The 24,076-nt window shown below is 69.7% G+C and carries 18 protein-coding genes; 11 read left to right on the top strand and 7 right to left on the bottom strand.

The genetic code is table 11. From position 1 onward, the window contains the following. Positions 1-89: 89 nt before the first annotated feature. Positions 90-1,499 (bottom strand): class II fumarate hydratase, encoded by a 1,410-nt coding sequence (locus ACFVQ3_RS00005; protein ID WP_336708563.1) that lies wholly within the window; start codon positions 1,497-1,499, stop codon positions 90-92. A gap of 100 nt (positions 1,500-1,599) precedes the next feature. Beyond that, complete coding sequence (locus ACFVQ3_RS00010; RefSeq protein WP_387634117.1) at positions 1,600-2,232, bottom strand: carbonic anhydrase; 633 nt, start codon at positions 2,230-2,232, stop codon at positions 1,600-1,602. 254 nt (positions 2,233-2,486) lie between these two features. Here ACFVQ3_RS00010 and ACFVQ3_RS00015 point away from each other — a divergent pair, with 254 nt between their 5' ends. The 4 genes from ACFVQ3_RS00015 to ACFVQ3_RS00030 all read left to right on the top strand — a co-directional run bounded on the left by ACFVQ3_RS00015 (position 2,487) and on the right by ACFVQ3_RS00030 (position 7,063). Next, positions 2,487-3,782: an extracellular solute-binding protein gene (locus ACFVQ3_RS00015; protein WP_387633654.1), complete on the top strand. Its 1,296-nt coding sequence runs from the start codon at positions 2,487-2,489 to the stop codon at positions 3,780-3,782. A gap of 53 nt (positions 3,783-3,835) precedes the next feature. Further along, complete coding sequence (locus ACFVQ3_RS00020) at positions 3,836-4,765, top strand: carbohydrate ABC transporter permease (RefSeq protein WP_387634119.1); 930 nt, start codon at positions 3,836-3,838, stop codon at positions 4,763-4,765. Next, positions 4,762-5,616 (top strand): carbohydrate ABC transporter permease, encoded by an 855-nt coding sequence (locus ACFVQ3_RS00025; protein WP_387633656.1) that lies wholly within the window; start codon positions 4,762-4,764, stop codon positions 5,614-5,616. Before ACFVQ3_RS00020 ends, ACFVQ3_RS00025 begins: the two co-directional genes overlap by 4 nt. A gap of 178 nt (positions 5,617-5,794) precedes the next feature. Next, on the top strand, positions 5,795-7,063 hold the full coding sequence (locus ACFVQ3_RS00030; RefSeq protein WP_387633658.1) for an ABC transporter ATP-binding protein: 1,269 nt from the start codon (positions 5,795-5,797) through the stop codon (positions 7,061-7,063). Between the two features lie 25 nt (positions 7,064-7,088). On the opposite strand, the gene ACFVQ3_RS00035 is transcribed toward ACFVQ3_RS00030, so the two are convergent. Beyond that, positions 7,089-7,355, bottom strand: coding sequence for an exodeoxyribonuclease VII small subunit (locus ACFVQ3_RS00035; RefSeq protein ID WP_387633660.1), 267 nt, complete (start codon positions 7,353-7,355; stop codon positions 7,089-7,091). An 85-nt stretch (positions 7,356-7,440) separates the two neighbouring features. Then, positions 7,441-8,745, bottom strand: coding sequence for an exodeoxyribonuclease VII large subunit (gene xseA, locus ACFVQ3_RS00040; RefSeq protein ID WP_387633662.1), 1,305 nt, complete (start codon positions 8,743-8,745; stop codon positions 7,441-7,443). A gap of 416 nt (positions 8,746-9,161) precedes the next feature. Between xseA and ACFVQ3_RS00045 the strand changes: the two genes are divergently transcribed. Continuing rightward, entirely contained in the window at positions 9,162-10,181 is a 1,020-nt protein-coding gene (locus tag ACFVQ3_RS00045) for a 4-hydroxy-3-methylbut-2-enyl diphosphate reductase (protein ID WP_387633664.1), read from the top strand. A gap of 777 nt (positions 10,182-10,958) precedes the next feature. Here ACFVQ3_RS00045 and ACFVQ3_RS00050 read toward each other — a convergent pair. Together ACFVQ3_RS00050 and rmuC are read right to left on the bottom strand one after the other, a co-directional pair. Further along, complete coding sequence (locus ACFVQ3_RS00050; RefSeq protein ID WP_387633667.1) at positions 10,959-12,077, bottom strand: trypsin-like serine protease; 1,119 nt, start codon at positions 12,075-12,077, stop codon at positions 10,959-10,961. 776 nt (positions 12,078-12,853) lie between these two features. After that, positions 12,854-14,458 carry a DNA recombination protein RmuC gene (gene rmuC / locus ACFVQ3_RS00055; protein WP_387633669.1) on the bottom strand — a complete coding sequence of 535 codons (1,605 nt, stop codon included), beginning with the start codon at positions 14,456-14,458 and terminating at the stop codon, positions 12,854-12,856. A gap of 163 nt (positions 14,459-14,621) precedes the next feature. Between rmuC and ACFVQ3_RS00060 the strand changes: the two genes are divergently transcribed. From ACFVQ3_RS00060 to ACFVQ3_RS00085, 6 genes are all read left to right on the top strand, one after another. Further along, positions 14,622-15,509, top strand: coding sequence for an ABC transporter ATP-binding protein (locus tag ACFVQ3_RS00060; RefSeq protein WP_387633671.1), 888 nt, complete (start codon positions 14,622-14,624; stop codon positions 15,507-15,509). Beyond that, the gene (locus ACFVQ3_RS00065) at positions 15,491-17,077 is read left to right on the top strand and encodes a hypothetical protein (RefSeq protein WP_387633673.1); all 1,587 of its coding nucleotides are present in this window, start codon (positions 15,491-15,493) and stop codon (positions 17,075-17,077) included. Before ACFVQ3_RS00060 ends, ACFVQ3_RS00065 begins: the two co-directional genes overlap by 19 nt. Positions 17,078-17,237: 160 nt before the next feature. After that, a complete protein-coding gene (gene ychF, locus ACFVQ3_RS00070) occupies positions 17,238-18,323 on the top strand; it encodes a redox-regulated ATPase YchF (RefSeq protein WP_387633675.1) in 1,086 nt (361 codons plus the stop codon). 345 nt (positions 18,324-18,668) lie between these two features. Then, a complete protein-coding gene (locus tag ACFVQ3_RS00075; RefSeq protein ID WP_387633677.1) occupies positions 18,669-20,516 on the top strand; it encodes an ABC transporter family substrate-binding protein in 1,848 nt (615 codons plus the stop codon). A gap of 290 nt (positions 20,517-20,806) precedes the next feature. Next, a complete protein-coding gene (locus tag ACFVQ3_RS00080) occupies positions 20,807-22,282 on the top strand; it encodes an ABC transporter permease (RefSeq protein WP_387633679.1) in 1,476 nt (491 codons plus the stop codon). After that, positions 22,279-23,370: an ABC transporter permease gene (locus tag ACFVQ3_RS00085; protein ID WP_387633681.1), complete on the top strand. Its 1,092-nt coding sequence runs from the start codon at positions 22,279-22,281 to the stop codon at positions 23,368-23,370. Before ACFVQ3_RS00080 ends, ACFVQ3_RS00085 begins: the two co-directional genes overlap by 4 nt. 67 nt (positions 23,371-23,437) lie before the next feature. Here ACFVQ3_RS00085 and ACFVQ3_RS00090 read toward each other — a convergent pair whose 3' ends face one another. Beyond that, entirely contained in the window at positions 23,438-24,028 is a 591-nt protein-coding gene (locus tag ACFVQ3_RS00090) for a hypothetical protein (protein WP_387633683.1), read from the bottom strand. Positions 24,029-24,076 lie beyond the last annotated feature (48 nt).

Consider the following 24,076-nt stretch of genomic DNA (forward strand, 5'->3'; position numbering starts at 1 on the left):
GGTGACCTCACCCGGCCCACGCCGTCCGTCGTCCACACCGAGGGGCGCGCTCCACGCCGGAGCGCGCCCCTCGGCGCCTCAGCGCGTGGTCACGCCTGCGGCGGGCGCGTCATCGACAGGACGTCGAGCGCCGTGTCGAGCTGCTCCTCGGTGACCTCGCCGCGCTCGACGAAGCCCAGGTCGATCACGGCCTCGCGGACCGTGAGGCCCTGCTTGACCGAGTGCTTGGCGACCTTGGCCGCCGCCTCGTAGCCGATCACGCGGTTGAGGGGCGTGACGATAGACGGCGAGGACTCCGCGAGCGCGCGCGCACGCTCGACGTTGGCCGTGATGCCCACGACGGTCTTGTCGGCGAGGACGACCGACGCGTTCGAGAGCAGGCGGATCGACTCGAGCACGCCGAGGGCGATGACCGGGATCTGCACGTTGAGCTCGAAGCTCCCCGAGGCCCCGGCCCACGCCACGGTCGCGTCGTTGCCGATCACGCGCGCGGCGATCATGAGCACGGCCTCGGGCACGACGGGATTGACCTTGCCCGGCATGATCGACGAACCGGGCTGCAGGTCGGGGATGAAGATCTCGCCCAGGCCCGTGTTGGGGCCCGAGCCCATCCAGCGCAGGTCGTTGCAGATCTTCGTGATCGAGACCGCGATGGTGCGCAGCGCGCCCGAGAGCTCGACGAGCCCGTCGCGCGAGCTCTGCGCCTCGAAGTGGTCGCGCGCCTCGGTCAGCGGCAGGCCCGTGTCCTCGACGAGCAGCGCGATGACGCGCTGCGGGAAGCCGGCCGGCGTGTTGATGCCCGTGCCGACGGCCGTGCCACCCAGGGGGACCTCGGCCGCGCGGGGCAGCGCCGACTGCAGGCGCTCGATCCCGTAGCGCACGGCCGCGGCGTACCCGCCGAACTCCTGGCCGAGAGTGACCGGGGTCGCATCCATGAGGTGCGTGCGGCCCGACTTCACGACCGTCGCGAACTCGGCCGACTTGGCCTCGAGCGCCTCCGCGAGGTGCGTCAGGGCGGGGACCAGGTCGTGCACGACGCCCGCGGTCGCGGCCAGGTGCACCGACGTCGGGAAGACGTCGTTCGAGGACTGCGACGCGTTGACGTGGTCGTTCGGGTGGACCTCACGGCCCAGCGAGCGCGTCGCGAGCGTCGCGAGGACCTCGTTGGTGTTCATGTTCGACGACGTGCCGGAGCCCGTCTGGAAGATGTCGATCGGGAAGTGGGCGTCGTGGACGCCCGAGGCGACCTCGTCGGCGGCGGCCACGATGGCGGCCGCGACGTCCTCGTCGAGCACCCCCAGCTCGGCGTTCGCGCGCGCGGCGGCCTTCTTGACGCGAGCGAGGGCCTCGATGTGGCTGCGCTCGAGAGGAGTGCCCGACAGCGGGAAGTTCTCCACGGCGCGCTGCGTCTGCGCGCGGTAGAGGGCGGCCGCGGGGACGCGGACCTCACCCATGGTGTCGTGCTCGATGCGGTAGTCGGAAGCTTCGGCAGAAGTCATGGGCCTAATGGTGCCGCACCGGGACGGGTGTTCTCGAACCGGTCCGTGCCCGACCCGCGAGCCGCCGGGCAGGTCCTGCCCCGCAGGCGGGACCCGGGCCTCACACGTCCGGGGTGTCGCCGACCTCGCCCACGACCTCGACCAGCCGGGCGCGACCGTCCGCGAGCGTGTACTCGACGCCCACGATCGCAAGACGCCCCTCGGCGACCGCCTCGGCGAGCGCCGCGGAGTAGCCGTGCAGCATGTCGACGGTGTGGCGCACGTGCTCGCGCCGCAGCGTGTCCGGGTCGACGGCGGACACGCCGCCCTTGCTGCTCGTGATGTTGACGATCGAGGGGATGACCCGGTCGACGACCGCGCGCACGAACCCGTCGGCCTGCTCGCCCGTCGCCAGCGTGTGGGCGGCCGCGGCGATCGCCCCGCAGCTGTCGTGACCGAGCACGACCACGAGCGGCGTGCCGAGGATGTTGACCCCGTACTCGATCGACCCGATCACCGTGGTGTCCAGGACGTGACCCGCGGTCCGCACGACGAAGACGTCGCCCAGCCCCTGGTCGAAGATGATCTCGGCCGCGACTCGCGAGTCCGCGCAACCGAAGATCACGGTGTGGGGGTGCTGGGCCACGCTGACCTCGGCGCGACGCGCGGCACCCTGCGACGGGTGCTCCATCTCGTCCCGCACGAAGCGGCCGTTGCCGTCGCGGAGCTGGGCCCAGGCCTCTGCGGGCGTCATGGACGTGGTCTCGGGGGTGCTGCTCGTCGTCGTCACAACCTCCATGTTCGCTCACCGCGGGCCGTGCCGTGCACGGCGTTCACGATCTGACCAGACCCCTGGACACCGCGACGTGCGCACCCGGGTGAGCGGCGCCGTCGGGCGTGGTGGAAATGTCCCTCGCGTGGCGAGACGTCCCCGGAGCGGGTACCCCTAGAAGGAGGAACCAACCGAGAGCGGGCGCAGCGATGCGCCCGTTGGACGAAGGGGAGACCGTGCACCGACGCACCCGGGCACTCGCCGCGGCGCTGGCCGTCGCGACGATCGTGCCGCTCGCCGCGTGCAGCACCGGGGAGGGCTCAGGCCCACCCGTGCTCACCTGGTACATCAACCCGGACAACGGGGGACAGGCCGCGATCGCGAAGTCCTGCAGCGACGCCTCGGGCGGCGCGTACAGCATCGAGACCTCGCTGCTGCCGCGCGACGCCGCGGCCCAGCGCGAACAGCTCGCGCGCCGCCTCGCGGCCAAGGACTCGTCGATCGACCTCATGAGCCTCGACCCGCCGTTCATCCCCGAGCTCGCCGAGGCGGGCTTCCTCGCGCCCGTGCCCGACGACGTCGCGGCCGCGACGACCCAGGACGTCGTGCAGGGCGCGATCGACGGCTCGACGTGGAAGGACGAGCTCGTCGCGATCCCGTTCTGGGCCAACACGCAGCTCCTGTGGTACCGCAAGTCCGTCGCCCAGGCCGCGGGGCTCGACCTGACGAAGCCCGTGACGTGGGACCAGATCATGGCTGCCGCGAAGGACCAGGACAAGTACCTCGCGGTGCAGGGAGCCAAGGCCGAGTCGCTCACCGTGTGGATCAACGCGCTCGTCGAGTCCGCGGGCGGGCAGATCCTCGAGAACCCCGAGGCCCCGGCCGACGAGCTCACGCTCGGGCTGGAGACCGACGCCGGCCGCGCCGCCGCCCGCATCATCGGCGAGATCGGGAGCTCGGGCCTCGGCGGCCCGGGCCTGCCCAGCGAGGACGAGGCCGCGTCGCTGACCCTCTTCCAGGGGGACAAGGGCTCGTTCATGGTCAACTGGCCGTTCGTGTGGTCCTCGACCCTGAGCGGCGTCGACGCCGGGTCGCTCGACCAGTCGCTGCTCGACGACATCGGCTGGACGACGTACCCGCAGGTGGTCGAGGGGCAGGACACACGCCCGCCCTACGGCGGCATCAGCCTCGGGGTCGGGGCGTTCAGCAAGCACACCGACCTGTCCTACGAGGCCGCCCAGTGCATCGTGAGCGCCAAGAACCAGGCCTCGTACTTCGTGTCGGACGGCAACCCCGCGGCGAGCACCGCGGCCTACGACGACCCCGCCGTGCAGAAGGCCTACCCCATGTACGACGTGATCCGGCAGTCGCTCGAGCAGGCCGCACCCCGGCCGCAGACACCGTTCTACAACGAGGTCTCCACGGGGCTCCAGCAGACCTGGTACCCGCCCGCGAGCGTGACCGAGGACGGCACGCCCGTGACGTCGACCGACTTCATCACCGCCGTCCTGCGAGGGGAGCGACTGCTGTGAGCACCGACACCCGGGGCGCGCACCGCGCCCAGCCCGAACCGGACCCCGCCGGCCTGGCCCCCGACACGAAGGCCAAGGCCGCGCGCAGCGACCGGGCCCGGGCCGAGGCCCGCCTCGGCTGGTACCTCGCGGGCCCCGCGTTCGTCGTCATGCTGGCCGTGACGCTCTACCCGATCCTCCAGGCCGTCTACGACTCGCTGTTCAACTACAAGCTCACGGCCCCCGACGACCGCTCGTTCGTGGGCCTCGGCAACTACGTCGTGATCCTCACCGACCCCGTCTGGTGGCGCGACTTCGCGGTGACGTTCTTCATCATGGTCGTGTCCGTGGTCGTCGAGCTCGTCCTGGGCTTCGCGCTCGCGCTCGTCATGCACCGCGCGATCAGGCGCCTGCGCGGGCTCCTGCGCACCGCGATCCTCGTGCCCTACGGCATCATCACGGTGGTCTCGGCGTTCGCGTGGTTCTACGCGTTCGACATCACGTCCGGCTACGTCAACAGCTGGTTCGACTGGGTGCCCGGGATCGGGCCGGACCTCAACTGGTTCGCGCACCAGGGCACGAGCCTGTTCGTCATCATCGCGTCCGAGGTGTGGAAGACCACGCCGTTCATCTCGCTCCTGCTGCTCGCGGGCCTCGCCCAGGTCCCGGGCGAGCTCGAGGAGGCCGCGAAGGTCGACGGCGCCACCGCCTGGCAGCGCTTCTCGCGCGTCATCGTGCCCAACATGAAGGCCGCGATCATGGTTGCCGTCCTGTTCCGCGCGCTCGACGCGTTCCGCATCTTCGACAACGTCTTCATCATGACCAACGGCGCGAACAACACGGAGGTGCTGTCCTTGCTGGCCTACCGGACCTCGATCGGTCAGCTCCAGATCGGCATGGGCTCGGCCATCTCGGTCCTGCTGTTCCTGTGCGTGATCGGGATCTGCTTCGTCGCGATCAAGCTGTTCAAGGTGGATCTGGCCGGCGCGAGAGGGGAGCGATGATGGGTAGCGTCCTGAGCACCCGGGCCCGCGTGTGGTGGGCCGTCATCACGGTCGTCGTCCTCGTGGGGGCGCTGTTCCCGGTCGTCTCGATCCTCATGACGAGCTTCAAGGGACCGAGCGACCTCAACTCCGGCACGTTCCTGCCGCCGCAGTGGAGCACCGACAACTACGAGCAGATCCTGTCCTCGGGCGGGTCGGCGCAGGAGCTGTTCCTGTCGGCGCTGCGCAACTCGGTCGGCATCTCGCTCATCGCGACAGCCATCGCGGTCGTCCTCGCGACGCTCGCCGCGTACGCGATCGCTCGCCTGAACTTCCCCGGCAAGCGCCTGATCCTCACGACCGCGCTGGGCGTCTCGATCTTCCCCGTGGTCTCGATCGTCACGCCGCTGTTCAACCTGTGGCGCAACATCGGGCTCTACGACACGTGGCTCGGCCTGATCATCCCGTACCTGTCGCTCACCCTCCCGATCTCCATCTGGACCCTCGCCGCGTTCTTCCGGCAGATCCCGTGGGAGCTCGAGCAGGCCGCGCAGGTCGACGGCGCCACGCCCTGGCAGGCGTTCCGCAAGGTGATCGTGCCGCTCGCCGCACCCGGCGTCTTCACGACGGCGCTCATCGCGTTCTTCATCGCGTGGAACGACTTCGTGTACGGCATCTCGCTCACGTCCACGAGCGCGGCACGGCCCGTGCCGGCGGCCCTCGCGTTCTTCACGGGCGCGTCGTACTTCGAGGAGCCCACGGGCGCGATCTCGGCCGCAGCGGTCGTCGTGACGATCCCCGTCGTGATCCTCGTGGTGCTGTTCCAGCGCCAGATCGTCTCGGGCCTCACGCAGGGGGCGGTCAAGGGATGAGCACCACGACCTGCCCGACGGCGCCGCCCGCCCACCGCTGCCACGTCACCCCCCGCGTGGCGTGCCCCGCCCGGGTGCGGCGGCACGTCGGGGTGCGCGACGTCGTCGGGCACCCTCGGGCGACCCCGTCACGCCCCCGCACCCTTCGCCGCCCGTCCACCGACCGAGGAGAGAGCTGATGGCCTCCATCACCCTCAAGAACATCGTCAAGAAGTACGGCGACGGGTTCCCCGCCGTCAAAGGCGTCAGCATCGACATCGCCGACGGCGAGTTCGTGATCCTCGTGGGCCCCTCGGGCTGCGGGAAGTCGACGCTGCTGCGCATGATCGTGGGCCTCGAGGACATCACCTCGGGCGACCTCCTGATCGACGGCGACCGCGTCAACGAGAAGGCGCCCCGAGACCGCGACCTCGCGATGGTCTTCCAGAACTACGCGCTCTACCCGCACCTGACCGTCGCGGAGAACATCGCGTTCCCGTTGCGCCTGACCAAGGGCAGGTTCAGCGACGCCGAGATCCGCGAGAAGGTCGAGCACGCCGCCGACCTCCTCGACCTCAACGAGCACCTCGACCGCAAGCCCGCCAACCTGTCCGGCGGCCAACGCCAGCGCGTCGCGATGGGCCGCGCGATCGTGCGCGACGCCAAGGCGTTCCTGTTCGACGAGCCGCTGTCCAACCTCGACGCCAAGCTGCGCGGCCAGATGCGCACCGAGATCGCGCGGCTCCAACGACGGCTCGCGACCACGACCGTCTACGTGACCCACGACCAGACCGAGGCCATGACGCTCGGCGACCGCGTCGCCGTCCTGCGCAAGGGCGAGCTCCAGCAGATCGCGAGCCCGCGCGCGCTCTACGAGCAGCCCGTCAACCTGTTCGTCGCGGGGTTCATCGGGTCCCCGCCCATGAACTTCCTGCCCGGCGAGGTCTCCGGGAGCAGCATGGAGCTGCCGTTCGGCACGTTCGAGCTGCCCGAACGGATCGTCTCGGCGATCGGGGACCGCGAGCTCGTGATCGTGGGCCTGCGCCCCGAGCACTTCGAGGACGCCCGCCTCGTCGACCCGTCCAAGAAGGACCGGGGGCGGACGTTCGACGCGCAGATCGACGTGACCGAGTGGCTCGGCGCCGAGCTCTACGCCTACGTGCCGTTCGAGATGCACGCCTCGGTCGCGGCACAGCTCGAGGAGCTCGACCGCGAGCTCGACGGCGAAGGACTGCGCACCCAGTTCGTCGTCGCGCTCAACTCCGCGTCCCGCGTGCGCGACGGCGACACGACCGAGCTCTGGTTCGACCCCGACAAGATGATGGTCTTCGACCCCGAGACGGGCGAGAACCTCACGCACGACCAGGACGAGGTAGACCGGCTCGACCGCGAGAACGAGGACGACCGTCGCACGTCGCTCGAACGGGCCCAGGCGCAGTCCGAGGGTCAGGCGCGCAAGAGCGCCTGACCACCGACGGGGCCGATCGTCCTGGTCAGTCGTCCTCGGTGGGGGCGTCCTGCGGGGTGGCCTGCGTGCCCGACGCGTCCGCCGCCCGGGCCGACGCGAGGCGCTCGCGCGCGCCGTCGAGCCACTGCTGGCAACGGGCCGCGAGGGCCTCACCGCGCTCCCACAGGGCGAGCGAGGCCTCGAGCGGCTCGCCGCCGGCCTCGAGCCGCGACACGACCTGGACCAGCTCGTCACGCGCCTGCTCGTAGGTGAGCGTCGCGACGTCGGCGGGGGGCGGGGTGGTGCTGCTCATGATGGAGGGCCTTCCTGGGCTGGGGTCTGGGGTCTGGGTCGTCGGAGGGAGGGGGCGGGGCTCGGGCTGGTCCTGGCGCGTCGCGTCAGCGCACGGTCGCGTCGATCGCGCCGTTCGCGAGACGCACGTGCAGGGCGTCGCCCGGGCTCACGTCGTCGGGGGAGCGGACGATCCCGCCGTCGGGCCCGTGCACGACGGCGTAGCCCCGCTCGAGCGTCGACGCGGGGGACAGGGCGCGCACCTGGGCGGCCAACCGGTCGACCTCGCCGTGCGCACGCAGCAGGATCGCGTCGAGCGACCGCCGGGCCCGGTCGCGGGCCGCGAGCACCTGCTGCTCGCGCGTGGAGATCATGGTCTCCGGGGCCGCGAGCACCGGACGCGAGCGCGCGCTGTCGAGGCGGGACTGCTCGCGCTGGAGCTGGTGCGTGATCGCGGCCCGGATGCGGGACCTGGCCTGCAGCACGCGCGCACGCTCCTCACCCACGTCGGGCACGATGCGCTTGGCGGCGTCCGTCGGGGTCGAGGCGCGGTAGTCGGCGACCAGGTCGAGGAGCGGGGTGTCGGTCTCGTGACCGATCGCACTCACCAGAGGTGTGCGGCACGCGGCCGCCGCCCGGACGAGCGTCTCGTTGCTGAAGGGCAGGAGGTCCTCGACCGCGCCTCCACCGCGCGCGACCACGATCACGTCGACGTCGGGGCGCGCGTCGAGCTCGGCGATCGCGGCACTGACCTGCGAGACCGCGCTCGCGCCCTGCACCGCGACCTCGCGGATCTCGAACCGCACCTGCGGCCAGCGCGCACGGGCGTTGACCACGACGTCGTGCTCGGCCTTCGACTCGCGCCCGCACACGAGCCCGACGACCGCGGGCAGGAACGGGAGAGGGACCTTGCGGTCGGCGTCGAACAGGCCCTCGGCCGCCAGGATGCGCTTGAGGTGCTCGATCCGGGCCAGGAGCTCACCGATCCCCACCGTGCGGACCTCGCTCGCCTGGAGCTGGAACGACCCGCGCTTGGGCCAGAACACCGGCTTGGCATGGACGACGACGTGCGCCCCCTCCGAGAGGGGAGTGCTCGCGGACTCGAAGACCTTGGCGAGCGCGGCGACCGGGAGCGACATGTCGGCGTCGGTGTCGCGGAGCGTGAGGAAGGCCATCGAGGCGCCGGGCCGACGGTTGAGCTGCACGACCTGCCCCTCGACCCAGACCGGGGACATCCTGTCGATGTACGCCGTGATCTTGCTCGACAGGAGCCGCACCGGCCAGGGGTGCTCGGCGCTCGTGTCGAGGGCCCGGACGGGGAGGGGGGTCGGCTGTGCGGGTGCGGCCGGTGATGCGGCTGGCGAGCTGGGGGAGCCGGGAGAGGCAGCGGGGTCGGCGGGTCGGTCGGTCACGGGGTCAAGCCTGCCTCATGGGTGTGACAGGCGCCGAGGGCGACGGGCCTGCCCGCCGACGGTGACGTGCTGATGCGCCGAGGGCGACGTGCTGATGGGCCGAGGGTGACGTGCTGATGCGCCGAGGGTGACGGCCACGCCCGCCGAGGGCGACGTGCTGACGTGCCCAGGGTGACGGTCCCGTCACCTTCGGCCACCAGGTCGGTCACCGTCGGCGGCCCGCCGCGTCACCCTCGGCCGGCGCGCACGGCACCGTCAGCGCGGCGGTACGTCACCCTCGACCAGGTGGCACGCCACCCTCGGCAGGCACCGGCCCCGTGAGGATCCTGTGGAGTTGCTGCCAGGACATGGCCCGGACCGCTCCCGGACCCACCCGCCGGGCCCGCCGTCGAAAGCCCGTCGCCTAGACTCGTGACGTGACTTCCCCGACTGGTAAGCGTGTCCTCCTCGCCGCCCCCCGCGGCTACTGCGCGGGCGTCGACCGTGCCGTGATCGCGGTCGAGAAGGCGCTCGAGCACTACGGTGCCCCCGTGTACGTCCGCAAGGAGATCGTGCACAACAAGTACGTCGTCGAGTCGCTGAGCGACAAGGGCGCGGTCTTCGTCGACGAGACCGACGAGGTGCCCGAAGGTGCCCGCGTCGTCTTCTCGGCGCACGGCGTCTCGCCCGCGGTCCACGAGGCGGCCGCCCAGCGCAACCTCCAGACCATCGACGCGACGTGCCCCCTGGTCACCAAGGTGCACAAGGAGGCCGTGCGCTTCGCTGCGGACGACTACGACATCCTGCTGATCGGCCACGAGGGCCACGAGGAGGTCGAGGGGACCGCGGGCGAGGCGCCGGACCACGTCCAGATCGTCAACTCGCCCGACGACGCCGCGAACGTCACGGTCCGCGACCCCGAGAAGGTCGTGTGGATCTCGCAGACGACGCTGTCGGTCGACGAGACAATGGAGACGGTCGACCGCCTGCGCGAGCGTTTCCCGACGCTGCAGAACCCGCCGTCGGACGACATCTGCTACGCGACGCAGAACCGCCAGGTCGCGGTGAAGAAGCTCGCGCCCGAGTGCGAGCTCGTGATCGTGGTCGGTTCGGCGAACTCGTCGAACTCGGTGCGTCTCGTCGAGGTCGCCCTGAACGCCGGTGCGGATGCCTCGTACCGCATCGACCGCGCGCAGGAGATGGACGAGTCGTGGCTCGAGGGCGTGACGACGGTCGGCGTGACCTCGGGCGCCTCGGTCCCGGAGATCCTCGTCAACGACGTGCTCGCGTACCTGGCCGAGCGCGGCTACGGCGACGTCCAGGAGGTGCGGACCGCGACCGAGGACCTGATGTTCTCGCTCCCCAAGGAGCTGCGCGCCGACCTCAAGGCCGCGGGCAACGCACCCGCGCGCCCGCGCCGGGAGAACCGCACCTCGCTCTCGGTCGAGCCCGTCTGAGCCGTCGTACGTCGAAGCCCGTCCCGGATGCTCCGGGACGGGCTTCGTCAGTCCTGCCGCCTTCCGTCGGCGGTCAGGTCCGTCACCCTCGGCAGTCCGGCGGGTCGCCCTCGGCGGTCGGGTCCGTCACCCTCGGCGTGGGGTTCCGTCACCCTCGGCAGTCCGGCGCGGCGGGAGCGCTGGCGCGCTCCGCCAATGCGGGCGGGGGCCCCGGGGGAGGGGGGCTGAGGCTCGGAGGGGGCGTGGGGTGACAAAAGCCTTGGCAGCTGATGGGGTGCGCTGGAGGCGTGTGGGCGTGTGGGCGGTTCCCTCAATTCCGTGACACTTTAGTTGTCGTCAAGGTCGATCTCCAGCGTTACATCATCCTCTCCGACATGGACAGACACCTCTTCTGAGAGTCCACCGCAATGGACCGCTACAAGGAAGTCCCCGGGGCCAGGAACCTCCCATTTGAAAGAGCCGTCATCGGCGAGAATCTTTGCAACTTCAGGAAGCGAGTAATCTCTAGACGACAAAGACGTACTGCAAACGGCGGTGACCTTCTCTGGCGAAATGTTGACCTTCCCGCGAATGGTAGCGGCTGGCGATTCAGAACCGCCGCTAGCGCAGGATGTGAGTAAGGTTATCGCAACAACTAGAGCCAGAGCGCCACGTGAAACAGCGAGGTCGATTCGTTGGGTTTTCACCGTAGAAGGCATTCCTGTCGAGATTGAACAGCTCCGGCGGTCGAGTTTGCTTCGACCGCCGGAGCTGATGATGGGTGAAACTGCGGGGTTGTTAGGGGTAGGCGGTCTTGTATGCGTCGAAGGCATTCACTACGTTTTGGGTAATGCGACTTCCTGCGTTGAAGATCACGTTGCCAGTGGTGTGGATGCCGATGGCGCAGAACCCAGGGCATCCAGGGTTGTTGTCGCCCCAGACCGGTCCACCGCTTTGCCCCCCAGCGGTGTCCATCGAGTAGGTCCACCGGTAGTCAGTCATTCCGTTGATGGGGCCAGCCATCGAGAACATCGACCAGTAGCCCTGCTGATCGGCCTTGTCGCCAGGGAGGCCGGTGATTTCGCAGGTGTACAAAGGGATGTCTGTCTGGACGACGGGCCTGAACGAGCCGAAGACGTTCCCTGCGTTGCAGTTCAGAACCAGGAGTCCCCAGTCCCAATTGCTGTTTCCGCCACCGTTGGTGAATCCGTTCGGGGCAGCAGTAACATTGGAGCCGCACGTGGCAACAGACCCTACGCCGGTGTAGCCGAACCACACCTTGTAGTTGGTTCCCCACGTTCCATTGTCAGTGCTGCTCGTGCCCAGTCCGTCATTTAGGCAGTGTGCCGCTGTGGCCAGAATGCGGTTTGCGACGAGGGATCCAGTGCAGACGTAGGGCTCACCCTTTAGGGCGTAGGTGATGAATACGATTCTGTTGTAGGGGTTTGCACCAGGGTCGACGGCGTATCGGCCATCACCGCCGATGACAGAGAATGGTGACACCTGCGTGTCGGAAGGTGAGACGCTCGAGAAATCGAACGGCTCACCCGTCGCGGGGTCGAGAGCCTTCAGGAACTCGTCAGGGAGCTCCGGATTGAGAACTGCGTCTCCTCCGAGCTGTGAGAGGTTTCCCGTTCCGTCACGCGGCTCGTCTGCCGAGAATGACGACCTTGCAGCGACGCCATCGTTGAGGATGGTCGCATTTCCAAGGTTGTCAATTAGGGTGACTTGGTCATCATCGGTCGAAACTTCTGCGGCAGGGGGGTGGTTGTCGTCCCTGCCGCGTAGGCGGTTGGGACTAGCAAGCTGAGAACTGAGACGATGCCAACGGCGATCGCGCTTTGTCTCATTCGTTTGGCCATGTCTATCCCGATCTTCTTTGAGGGGGAGTGCTTTGGTCAGGTGAATCTCGGTCACCGTAGCGGAAGTGGTGTGAGTGTGCCACTACTCAAGGTGTGGGGTGCCGCGCCCTCTGGCCGTTGCCTTGGTGCCTGGGTTGGTGCCTGCCTTGGTGCCCTCGTGGGGTGCGGGAGGTGGGCGTGGGGGGCCTGGGGGGTGCCGGGGCCCTGGCGGGGGTGGGTGTTCTGGGGGCGTCTGGGGGGCGTTGAGGGGGCTCCTTGCCCAGGGGCCGGCTGGTCGTCGTGTTCAGGGGAGCGGCTGGGGGCCGGTCGCGGTGTCGACGAGGGCACGGCTGGGGCGTCGACCTGGTGCCGGTTCGGGCTCGAGCTCGAACGCGCCAGGGGCTCGCTCGCGGCCGTCGTCGGGGTGGTGTGGGGGTCGAGGGAGTCGGGTGCCGGGTCGACGTCCAGGGGGCGGGCTCGTCGCTCGCGGGGGCCGTGCTCGGCTGCGACGTCGACCCGACCCGGCTCGGGCTCGGGCCGTCGTCGAGCGGGGGCGGGCTCGGTGGTCGTGGTCGACGTCGCGCCGGGGGTCGGCGGGGACGCCATGGGTGCGTCACGAGGGGTCCGCGGCGGGGGTCCGCCCCCTGTTGTGGTAGAGCGATCTAGCCTGCGCTAGCGACCGCCAGCACACGATAGCCACCGCTAGCAAGTTCCTAGCGCGGCGAGCCGGACGCCCCACCCCGCCCGGCCCCGAGACCAGCCCGGTCGTCGGGTCGACGGCGCAGCTCCACCCAGGCGCGCCCCTCATCCCGGCGCGTCCCTCACCACGGCGACGCTCGGTCGCCGCTCATCTCATGACGCGTCGGCTCCCCGGTCGCGCTCGTGCCGTCCGGGGGCGTTGATGGTCCCGAGCATCCCGGCGTCGAGCGGGTCCTGCTCGTCGTCCTCCGCCGGAGCGGCGACCGCTCGTGGTCCTGCGCTGATCTCGTCGATCGCCACGAAGTTCTCGTGGACCGAGGCCAGGAGCTCGGGGGCGCTCACGGCGCTGAGCTGGGGGTCGGCCACGGCGGGGGTCTCGAGGTCCTCGTCGACCACGTTGAGGTCGGCGAAGCGTCGTGCGCTCACGAGGACGCGCGTCTCGAGCGAGGCGACGGTGCGGTTGTAGGACTCGGCGGCGCCCTGGATGGACCGTCCGAGCTTGGCGAGGTGGCTGCCCATGACGGCGAGCCGGCCGTGGAGCTCCTTGCCGAGCGTGAGCACCTGCTGGGCGTTCGCGGCGAGCGCGTCCTGCCGCCAGGCGTACGCAACGGTCCGCAGCAGGGCGATCATGGTCATGGGCGCCGCGATGATGACGTTCTTCGCGACCGCGTACTCGAGGATCGACGGGTCCTGCTCGATCGCGGCCGACAGGAAGGACTCGGCCGGGACGAACATGACGACGAACTCGGGGGCCGGGCTGAACTGGTCCCAGTACCGCTTCCCGGCGAGGTCGTCGATGTGCTTGCGGAAGTGGCGGGCGTGCGCGGCGAGGCGTTCGGCGCGCACGCGGGGGTCGGTGGTCTGCTGGGCGTCGAGGTAGCCGAGGAAGGCGACCTTGGCGTCGACGACGACGTTCTTGCCGCCCGCGAGCCTGATGACCATGTCGGGGCGCAGGGCGCCGTCGTCGGTCGTGACCTGGTCCTGCTCCATGAAGTCGACGTGGGGGATCATGCCTGCGGCCTCGACGACGCGGCGCAGCTGGAGCTCGCCCCACGCCCCGCGGACCTGCGAGGAGCGCAGGGCGGTGACGAGCTGGGACGTCTCGGCGCGCAGCGCCTCGGAGTCGTGGCGCATGCCGCGGACCTGCTCGGTGAGCGTGCCGTGGGCCTCGCGACGTGCCTGCTCGGCGGCGGAGACCTCGGCCTTGACCTGGTCGAGGGCCTTGCTGAGGGGTTCGACGAGCTGCTGCACGGCTTGCTCGCGCTTGGCGAGCTCTGCTTCGCCGACCTGCTGGCTGCGCTTGAAGCGTTCCTCGGCCTGCATGAGGAACTGCTCGGAGCTGGTCGCGAGGGCCTTGCGCGCGAGTGCCTCGAACTGGGCCTCGAGCCGGGCCTGGTCGCCGCGGATCTCCGCGAGGCGCTTCTCGGAGCCGGCGCGCAGGTCCTCGATCGACCGCTCGTGGTTGGCGCGCTCGATGTCGAGGCGTTCGTCCGCGGCGCGCTCGGTGCTCGCGAGCTGGCGCCCGAACGCCTCGCGCTCGGTGCGGAGCTGGCGCTCGAAGCCTTCGCGCTCGGCCGCGAGCCGCTCGGCGAGGCCCGCGCCGCGCGCGGCCTCGTGCTGGGCCTGGGTCAGCAGCCCGGTGAGCCGGCCGATCTCGGCGCGCCCGGAATCGGGGGAGGTGCGGCGCGCGAGCCAGCCCAGGAGTGCTCCCACGAGGAGTCCGACGACGAGCATGAGCCACGGCAGGGCGTTGTCCATGCCCGCACTCTGCCAGGTGACACCCACAGGGTCTGGGGAGCTGCGCCGTCGGGCGCGTCGCTGGGCCTGCGTCGGCGCACGGACGGGTGAATCCGGTTCCCACCTGGAAAGACGTGACAAATCTCCTGGGGGGACGTCGCCCGGCTCCACTAGGTTTGTCCGTATGGCCCACGATCCTGAGCCCCGCGACCAGTTCCCACCCCGTGACGACGCAGCCCCGGCAGCGCCCGGCGCGCAGACCGCAGCGCCCGTGCTCGCTCCCGCGACGCCCGCTCCCTCGACCCGTGCGGCGGGCGCGGCCCCCGCGCTGTCGGTGCGCGGGCTGTGGAAGAGGTTCGGCGAGAAGGTCGCCGTGGCGGGCATCGACCTCGACGTCCCGGCGGGCTCGTTCTACGGGCTCGTCGGCCCCAACGGCGCGGGCAAGACGACCGCGCTGTCGATGGCCACGGGCCTGCTGCGCCCGGACTTCGGCTCGGTCCACGTGCACGGCCTGGACCTGTGGGCGAACCCGCTCGAGGGCAAGCGCCTGCTCGGCATCCTCCCGGACGGCGTGCGCCTGTTCGACCGGCTCACGGGTGCCCAGCTGATCACGTACGCGGGCCTGCTGCGCGGCATGGACCGCGAGACGGTCGCCGAGCGCACCACCGACCTGCTCGAGGCCCTGGGCCTGGCGGCCGACGCGAACACGTTCGTGGTCGACTACTCGGCGGGCATGACCAAGAAGATCGCGCTGGCCTCGGCGCTGATCCACGCCCCGAACCTGCTCGTGCTCGACGAGCCGTTCGAGGCGGTCGACCCGGTCTCCGCGGCGAACATCCGGGAGATCCTCAACGGGTACGTCGCGAGCGGCGGCACGGTCATCGTGTCCTCGCACGTCATGGACCTGGTCCAGCGCATGTGCGACCACGTCGCGGTCATCGCGGGCGGGCACGTGCTCGCTGCGGGCACCGTGGACGAGGTCCGTGCGGGCCAGAGCCTGGAGGACCGCTTCGTCGACCTGGTGGGCGGGCGTCACACCACGGAGGGGCTGTCGTGGTTGCGCACCTCGTAAGGCTCAAGCTCACGCTCCTGCGCAACACGCTCAAGAAGAGCGTGTGGCAGACGGTCGGGCTGGTCCTCGGCATCCTCTACGGGCTGGGCGTCATCTCGATGGCCCTGATCGGCCTCGCGGTCCTGGGCACCACGGCCCCCGAGATGGCGGGCCAGATCATCACGATCGTCGGTGCGGTCGTGGTCCTCGCATGGTGGATCGTGCCGCTGTTCGCGTTCGGCGTGGACGCCACGCTCGACCCGCAGCGCTTCGTGACGTTCGCGGTGCCGCAGCGCCAGCTCTTGGCGGGGCTCGCGGTCGCGGGTCTCGTGGGCATCCCGGGGATCGTGACGTTGGTGGCGTCGGCCGGTACGGCGCTCGCGTGGTGGCGTTCGCCGCTCGCGGCGCTGGCCGCGCTCGTGGGCGCGCTGGTCGCGGTGGCGCTGTGCGTCGTCGGGTCTCGTGCGACGACGACGGCGCTCGCCCCGCTGCTCGACTCGCGGCGCTACCGCGAGGTCCTGTCGATCGCGGCGTTCGTGCCGCTCATGCTCGCGGGGCCGATCATCGGCTGGGCGACGTCGGCGATCGCCCGCGGCCAGGAGGTGCTGCCCGTCATCGCAGACGTCCTGGGGTGGACGCCGTTCGGTGCGCCGTGGGCGGTCGCGTCGGCGGTGTCCGACGGCGCCTGGGGCCTCGCGCTCGCGCGGCTCGGCATCGCGGTGGTCGTCCTGGTCGCCGCGTGGGTCGTGTGGGACCGTGCGCTCGCGAAGGCGCTGGTCGCGCCGCACGGTGGCGCGGCGGCGGGCAAGTCCAAGGGGCTCGGCTGGTTCGGCCGGTTCCCGGCGACGCCCGTGGGCGCCGTGGCGGCGCGCTGCCTGACGTACTGGTTCCGCGACCCGCGCTACTCGGGCTCGATCGCGGTGGTGCCGCTGCTCCCCGTCCTGCTGTGGTTCGTGGGGTCGAGCGTGGGGATCGACGGCGGCGACGGGTTCGTCGAGCTCATGCTCGTGCTGGGCCCGGTCACGGCGTTCACGTTCGGGTTCTCGATCTCGGCCGACGTCGCGTACGACCACACCGCGTTCTGGACGCAGGTGTCGTCGGGTGTGAGCGGGTTCGCCGACCGGGCCGGCCGCGTGGTCGCGGCCGCGGTCATCGGTGTGCCGGTCGTGCTCGCCTTCGCGGTGGGTTCGGTCGCCTTCACGGGCCGTTGGGACCTGCTGGTCGCGACGGTCGGGCTGAGCCTGGGCGTGCTGGGTGCGGGGCTGGGGGTGTCGAGCGTGGTCTCGGCACGGCTGCTCTACCCGGTGCCGAAGCCGGGGGACAGCCCGTTCAAGTCCCCGCAGGGTGCGGCGATGGCGACGCTGGTCGCGCAGATGATCACGATGCTGGTCCTCACGGCGCTGTGCCTGCCGGCCGCGGGGCTCGCGCTCACGAACGTCCTGACGGGTGCTGCGGTCTGGGGCTGGCTCACGCTGGTCGTGGGCGTCGGCCTCGGGGTCGTGTTCCTCGTGGTGGGTATGCGCTGGGGCGGCCGCCTGGTCGACCAGCGGGGCCCGGAGCTCCTCCAGCAGGTCATGAGCTACAAGTAGGCGGCTCCCGCAGCGGCCCGACGGCGCCGCCCGCCCAGGTGGGCCCGTGCACCAGTGCACGTGGCCACCCGGGGCGGGCGGCGCCGTCGGGCCGTCTGCCTGCCTGCCGCCCCCGCGGCGCGAGCGGCGCGCACGGTCGCTCGGCGTAGACTCAGGCCCCGTGGCTCTAACAATCGGCATCGTCGGCCTGCCCAACGTCGGCAAGTCCACCCTCTTCAACGCCCTGACGCGCAACCAGGTCCTCGCCGCGAACTACCCGTTCGCGACGATCGAGCCGAACGTCGGCGTCGTGTCCCTCCCGGACCCGCGGCTGAACAAGCTCGCGGAGATCTTCGGCAGCGAGCGCATCCTGCCCGCGACCGTGTCCTTCGTGGACATCGCGGGCATCGTCAAGGGCGCGAGCGAGGGGGAGGGGCTCGGCAACAAGTTCCTCGCGAACATCCGTGAGGCGGACGCGATCTGCCAGGTGACGCGCGCGTTCGACGACCCCGACGTGATCCGTGTCGAGGGCTCGACGGACTCGGCCGACGACATCGAGACCATCAGCACCGAGCTGATCCTCGCGGACCTCCAGACCCTCGAGAAGGCGCTGCCGCGTCTCGAGAAAGAGGTCAAGATCAAGAAGGGCGACCCCGTCCTGGTCGCCGCGGCCCAGAAGGCGCAGTCGCTGCTCGAGCAGGGGATCACCCTGTTCCAGGGCGCGAAGGCCGCCGGGCTGGACCTGGCCGAGATCGCGAGCCTGCAGCTCATGACGGCCAAGCCGTTCATCTACGTCTTCAACACCGACGACGCGGGGCTCGTGGACGAGGCCCGCAAGGACGAGCTGCGTGCGCTCGTCGCGCCGGCCCAGGCGATCTTCCTGGACGCGAAGTTCGAGTCCGAGCTCGCCGAGCTCGAGCCCGAGGAGGCGGCCGAGATGCTCGCCGAGACGGGCCAGGAGGAGTCGGGCCTCGACCAGCTCGCGCGTGTCGGGTTCGACACGCTGGGCCTGCAGACCTACCTCACGGCCGGGCCCAAGGAGTCGCGCGCCTGGACGATCCGCAAGGGCTGGACCGCACCGCAGGCGGCCGGGGTCATCCACACCGACTTCGAGCGCGGCTTCATCAAGGCCGAGGTCATCTCGTTCGACGACCTCGTCGAGACCGGCTCGGTGGCCGCGGCCCGCGCGGCGGGCAAGGCCCGCATCGAGGGCAAGGACTACGTCATGGTCGACGGCGACGTCGTGGAGTTCCGCTTCAACGTCTGAGCCCTCCGGCCGGGCCCCGGCAGGCCGCTATGAGGTCTGCCACATTCGCCGGATATGGGACGGGTGCTGCCGCATCGTGAGATGCGACCGGCGCCCGTCCTGTGTTTCCGGTCCGTTACGTACCCGTTTCGCCGGGTATCGGAAGGGAAACAGCACCGTACCGGCCAGTATCAACTCGGTAACGATCGGCCGCTCGAAAGGTGCAACCGGGTGAAGTCGCCCATCTTGGTCGGTACCGTTGCCCCAAACCAATGGTGGGTCTCCCGCGAGTGTCGCCGAGCTCCGCGCGCAGTGCTGCTGCGGAGCACGTCGACGGGGAACCCACCATCCCCTTGAGGAGGAACATTGAAGATCTCACGGAAGTCTGCGGCTGTCGCAGCCGTGGCGGCGAGCGCACTGGCGCTCTCCGCGTGCGCCGGTGGGTCCGGCGACGGCAACAGCGACGACGGCGCGGGCATCAACGACAGCGAGAGCGTCAACATCGCGTGGAACCAGCCGTTCTACTCGTACAACGGCAACTCGATGACGGGTAACGCCACGGCGAACAACGTCGTGATCTACCTGATGAAGGGTGGCTTCAACTACTACGACGAGGACCTGAACCTGGTTCAGGACGAGTCGTACGGCACCTACGAGAAGGTCTCCGACGACCCGCTGACGATCAAGTACACCTACGCGGACACCGCCGGCTGGTCCGACGACGTCGCGGCAGGCCCCGCGGACCTCCTGCTCGAGTGGGCTGCTCAGAACGGCAAGTTCAACACCGTCGAGCCGATCCTGGACGACGAGACCGGTGAGGTCACGAACCAGGCCGAGGTCGACGCAGGTGTCTACTTCGACGCCGCGTCGCCCGCCGTCGCGCTCATCACCGAGACGCCCGTCATCGAGGACAACTCGATCACGATGACGTACTCCAAGCCCTTTGCCGACTGGGAGACCGCGATCTCCCCGAACCTCCCGGCTCACGTCGTGGGCCAGCGCGCGCTCGGCATCGAGGACGCGACCGAGGCGAGCGACGCCGTCGTCAAGGCCATCCAGGACAACGACACCGCGAGCCTGCAGAAGATCGCCAAGGTGTGGAGCACGGACTTCAACTACGCCGAGCTGCCCGACGACGCGAACCTCTACCTCTCGAGCGGCGCGTACGTCATGACGGACTTCGTCAAGGACCAGTACGTCACGCTGAAGGCCAACGAGAAGTACAAGGGCGACCGCAAGGCCGGCATCGACCAGGTCACCATCCGCTACAACGGCGACCCGATGGGCCAGGTCCAGGCGCTGCAGAACGGTGAGGTCGACCTCATCAACCCGCAGTCCACGGCCGACATCCTCTCGGCCGTCAGCGCGCTCGACGGCGTCACGGTCGAGTCCGCGACCGAGGGCACGTACGAGCACGTCGACCTGCAGTTCGCCAACGGTGGACCGTTCGACCCGGCTAACTACGGCGGCGACGCCGAGAAGGCCAAGAAGGTCCGCCAGGCGTTCCTCAAGACGATCCCGCGTCAGCAGATCGTCGACAACCTGATCAAGCCGCTGAACCCGGACGCCGAGATCCGCAACTCGTACACCCAGGTTCCCGGCTCGCCCGCGTACGACTCCATCGTCGAGGCGAACGGTCAGTCGCAGTACGACGAGGTCGACATCGAGGGCGCCAAGGCGCTCCTGGCCGAGGCCGGCGTCACGTCGCCCGTCTCCGTCCGCCTGCTGTTCGACCCCAACAACACGCGTCGTGTCAACCAGGCGCAGCTCATCACCGAGTCGGCCGCTCTCGCCGGCTTCACGGTCGCCCCGTACCAGGTCCAGACCGACTGGGGTACGGACCTGAGCAACGCGACGTCGTTCTACGACGCGGCGCTCTTCGGGTGGCAGTCCACCTCGACCGCCGTGACGGAGTCGGACGCGAACTACCGCACCGGCGCGACGAACAACTTCTACGGGTACTCCAACGCTGAGGTCGACGGGCTGTTCGACCAGCTCCAGGTCGAGACGGACCCGGCCGAGCAGACCCGCATCCTCGGTGAGGTCGAGAAGCACCTCGTCGACGACGCGTTCGGCGTGACCATCTTCCAATTCCCGGGCGTCACCGCCTGGAACGAGTCCAAGATCTCGGGCGTCAAGCCGCTCACGATCGCCCCGGGCATCTTCTACGGCTACTGGGACTGGAAGACCGGCAACGCCGAGGCCAGCAAGTAGTACCGACTCCGTCAGGCGAGACGTATCGCTCGCGGGGAGGGATGTGAGTCCCTCCCCGCGAGCGCGTAGGATCTCCTCGGTCGGAGACGACGAGAGGGCGCCGGAAGCACCCATCCGGCGCCCTCGCGCGTGCCTGCACATGCCGGCCAGAACTTCCCGCCGTGCATCAGCTGCCGGACCGCGGAATAGAATGACTCGCTGATCGCGAGTCCTCAGTCGTCTGCGAGGTTTACCCCAACGTGTTGACGTTCATTACGCGCCGCCTTCTGGCCGGCATAGCCACGCTGTTCGTGGCCATCTTCCTGATGTACCTCCTGGTCGATCTCGCGATCGACCCCCTTGCCGACCTGCGTGAGTACAAGGGTGCGGACAAGGCGGCGCGCATCGCCGCGCGCGAGGACATGCTCAACCTCGACACGAACGTCGTGGTGCGGTTCTTCCAGTGGCTCGGCCACGCGTTCCAGGGGGACTTCGGCGTCGCCTGGCGTTCCGGCCAGGAGGTCGGGACCCTGGTGTCGCACGCGATCGGCTCGACCCTGCAGCTCGTGACGGCCGCCACGGTCCTGTCGCTGATCCTCGGTGTCTCGGTCGGTATCGTCAGCGCCCTGCGCCAGTACGCGACGTTCGACTACCTGATCATCTTCCTGTCCTTCCTGCTGTACTCGCTGCCCTCCTTCTGGGTCGCCGTGCTGCTCAAGCAGTGGGGGGCGATCGGCTTCAACGACTTCCTCCAGGACCCGGCGCTCTCGATCCCGGTGCTGATCGGTGTCGCTGCGCTCACGGGTCTGCTGTGGGTGCTCGCGATCGGCGGCTCGGTCAAGCGCAGGGTGCAGACCTTCGGTCTCGCCTTCGCGGCCACGCTCGGTGTGATGCTCTACGTCCAGCTCACCGACTGGTGGTCCGAGCCGCAGCTGGGCCCGATCCTGATCGCGATCACCGGAGTCGGCTTCGCGTTCGCCCTGACGGCGCTCTCCGCGGGTCTGCGCAACCGTCGCGCGCTGTACACGGCGCTCGCGACCGTGGCCATCGGCGTCGCTCTCTACTACCCGCTCCAGGGCTTCTTCACGTCGGTCACCCCGAGCCACCTCATGATGTTCGGCCTCGCGCTGGTCGCGATCGGCGTGGGCGTCCTGGTCGGCTACCTGTTCCGCGGACCCGACTGGGGTGTCTCCGCGCGGACCGGCGGCATCACGGCGTTCGTGGTCGCCGCCATGATCTACGTCGACCGCGTCATGCAGGTCTGGCCCGCGTACGTCAACTCGAACGCGATCAACGGCCGCCCCATCGCGACCTTCGGTGACCGGACCCCGAATCTCGGCGGCAACTACTGGGTGCAGGTCCTCGACCAGTACACCCACCTGCTGCTGCCGACCCTGACGCTGATCCTGGTCGCGTTCGCGGGGTACACGCGCTACTCGCGCTCGAGCATGCTCGAGGTCATGAGCCAGGACTACATCCGCACGGCTCGTGCCAAGGGTCTGAGCGAGCGCACGGTCATCATGCGCCACGGCTTCCGCAACTCGCTGATCCCGCTCGCGACGATCGTCCCGATCGACGTCATCACCCTCATCGGTGGTGCGGTCGTCACCGAGCGGATCTTCAACCGGCCGGGTATGGGCGCGCTCTTCCTCAACTCGCTCCAGGAGGCCGAGATCGAGCCGGTCATGGCCTACCTCCTGATCACCGCTGCGCTCGCGATCATCGCCAACATCGTGGCGGACCTGATCTACGCTGCCCTCGACCCACGAATTCGGGTGAACGCATGAGTACCCCTCAGAACCCCCAGAACGGCGACGACTCGGTCACCATCGAGAACGCGATCGAGCTGAAGGACGTCGAAGGTCTGTCCCAGGGGCAGATCGTCCGCAGCCGGTTCTTCCGGCACAAGGGCGCCATGGTCGGTCTCGCCGTCCTGATCCTCGTCGTGCTGCTCGCCTTCACCTCGGTGGGCTTCGGCCCGGTGCCGGGCTGGTGGCCGCAGGGTGCGGGGTCGGGCAAGGTCATCAACGCGGGCGGAGCGCCCACGCTGAGCATGCCCACCTGGCTCGGCGGCTCCGGCTTCGCCATCGGCGAGCACCCGTTCGGTCAGGACGAGAACGGGCACGACATGTTCTACTACGTCATGAAGGGCACCCAGACCTCGCTCGGGGTCATGTTCATCATCGGCACGATCGCCTGCGTGCTCGGTGTCCTGATCGGCTCGCTCTCGGGCTTCTTCCGTGGTCGCACGGACGGCATGCTGATGCGTTTCACGGACCTCGTCATCACGGTCCCCACCATCGTGATCGGTGCCGTCATCGGCAAGATGGCCGGCTCCCTGAGCGCGGCGATCTTCGGTGCGGCGCTCGGCCTGATCCTGTGGCCGAGCCTGGCCCGACTGGTGCGCGGTGAGTTCCTGAGCCTGCGCGAGCGCGAGTTCGTCGACGCCGCACGGGTCGCCGGGGCGTCCAACACCCGCATCATCTTCAAGCACATCCTGCCGAACGCGATCGGTGTCATCATCGTCGCGACGACGCTGCTCATGAGCTCGGCGATCCTGCTCGAGACCGCGCTGAGCTACCTGGGTTTCGGGATCGTGGCCCCCGACATCTCGCTCGGTCAGCTCATCAGCCAGTACCAGTCGTCGTTCGCGACGCGTCCCTGGCTGTTCTGGTGGCCCGGTCTGTTCATCGTCGTGATCGCGCTCTGCATCAACTTCATCGGTGACGGCCTCCGCGACGCGTTCGACCCGCGTCAGAAGCGGATCCCCTCGCAGAAGAAGATGGACCGCGCCGCCGGCGCCTCGCGCGAGACCACGGTCCCGCTGCAGGGCCAGGGCGGCCAGGCGGGCATGGCCATCGGCGGCGGGAGCTGACATGACCGGCCTCACGTCACCGGTACCGACGACGCTCCTCGGAGCGCCGTCGGTACCGGTGGCGTGCTCAGCCGAGCTGTGGTGCGAGCACCCCGAGCGCCGTGAGCACCACGAGGCCCGCGAGGGTCGCGACGTGCCACGTCGCGCGCGGCGTCAGCCCGTGGTCGTCGCCGTCGAGGTGGCCCGCGGCGCGGAGAGCCTCGTAGCGTTCGCCGATCACCAGCGCCACCGCGTCGGCGTTTGCACCGCTGACCAGCCGGTCACCGACCATGCCCTTGGCGGGGTCCACCGTGCGGGGGTTGCGCAGCCTCGCCACGGAGCCGCTGCTGGCGGGTGCGGCCCACGCCGTGAAGGTGCCGCTCGTCGTCGTCACCTTGAGCGCGAGGTGCGAGTCCACGCTCGTGAAGGTGGGCCATGGGACGTGAACCGTGCGCAGCACGTTGCGCAGCACGATCTCGCCGTCGCTCACCTGGACCTCGGGGTACCAGAAGAGCGCCCAGACGACCAGCACCGCGAGCAGCGGCCACGCGCCGTAGCGCAGTACTTCTTCGACGCCCCCCGACGTCGCGAGGCTGACCAGGGTGACGAGCGCGACCAGCGCCGCGGCACCGGTCAGTATCCGGCCGTACGTCGACCTGAAAACGTGTGTGGGTCCCATGGGCCCATACTCCCAGAGATGCAGACATCGACCGGAGCGCTGACCAGC

Origin of the sequence: Oerskovia sp. NPDC057915, assembly GCF_042887685.1 — a bacterium.
GTDB lineage: Bacteria > Actinomycetota > Actinomycetes > Actinomycetales > Cellulomonadaceae > Oerskovia.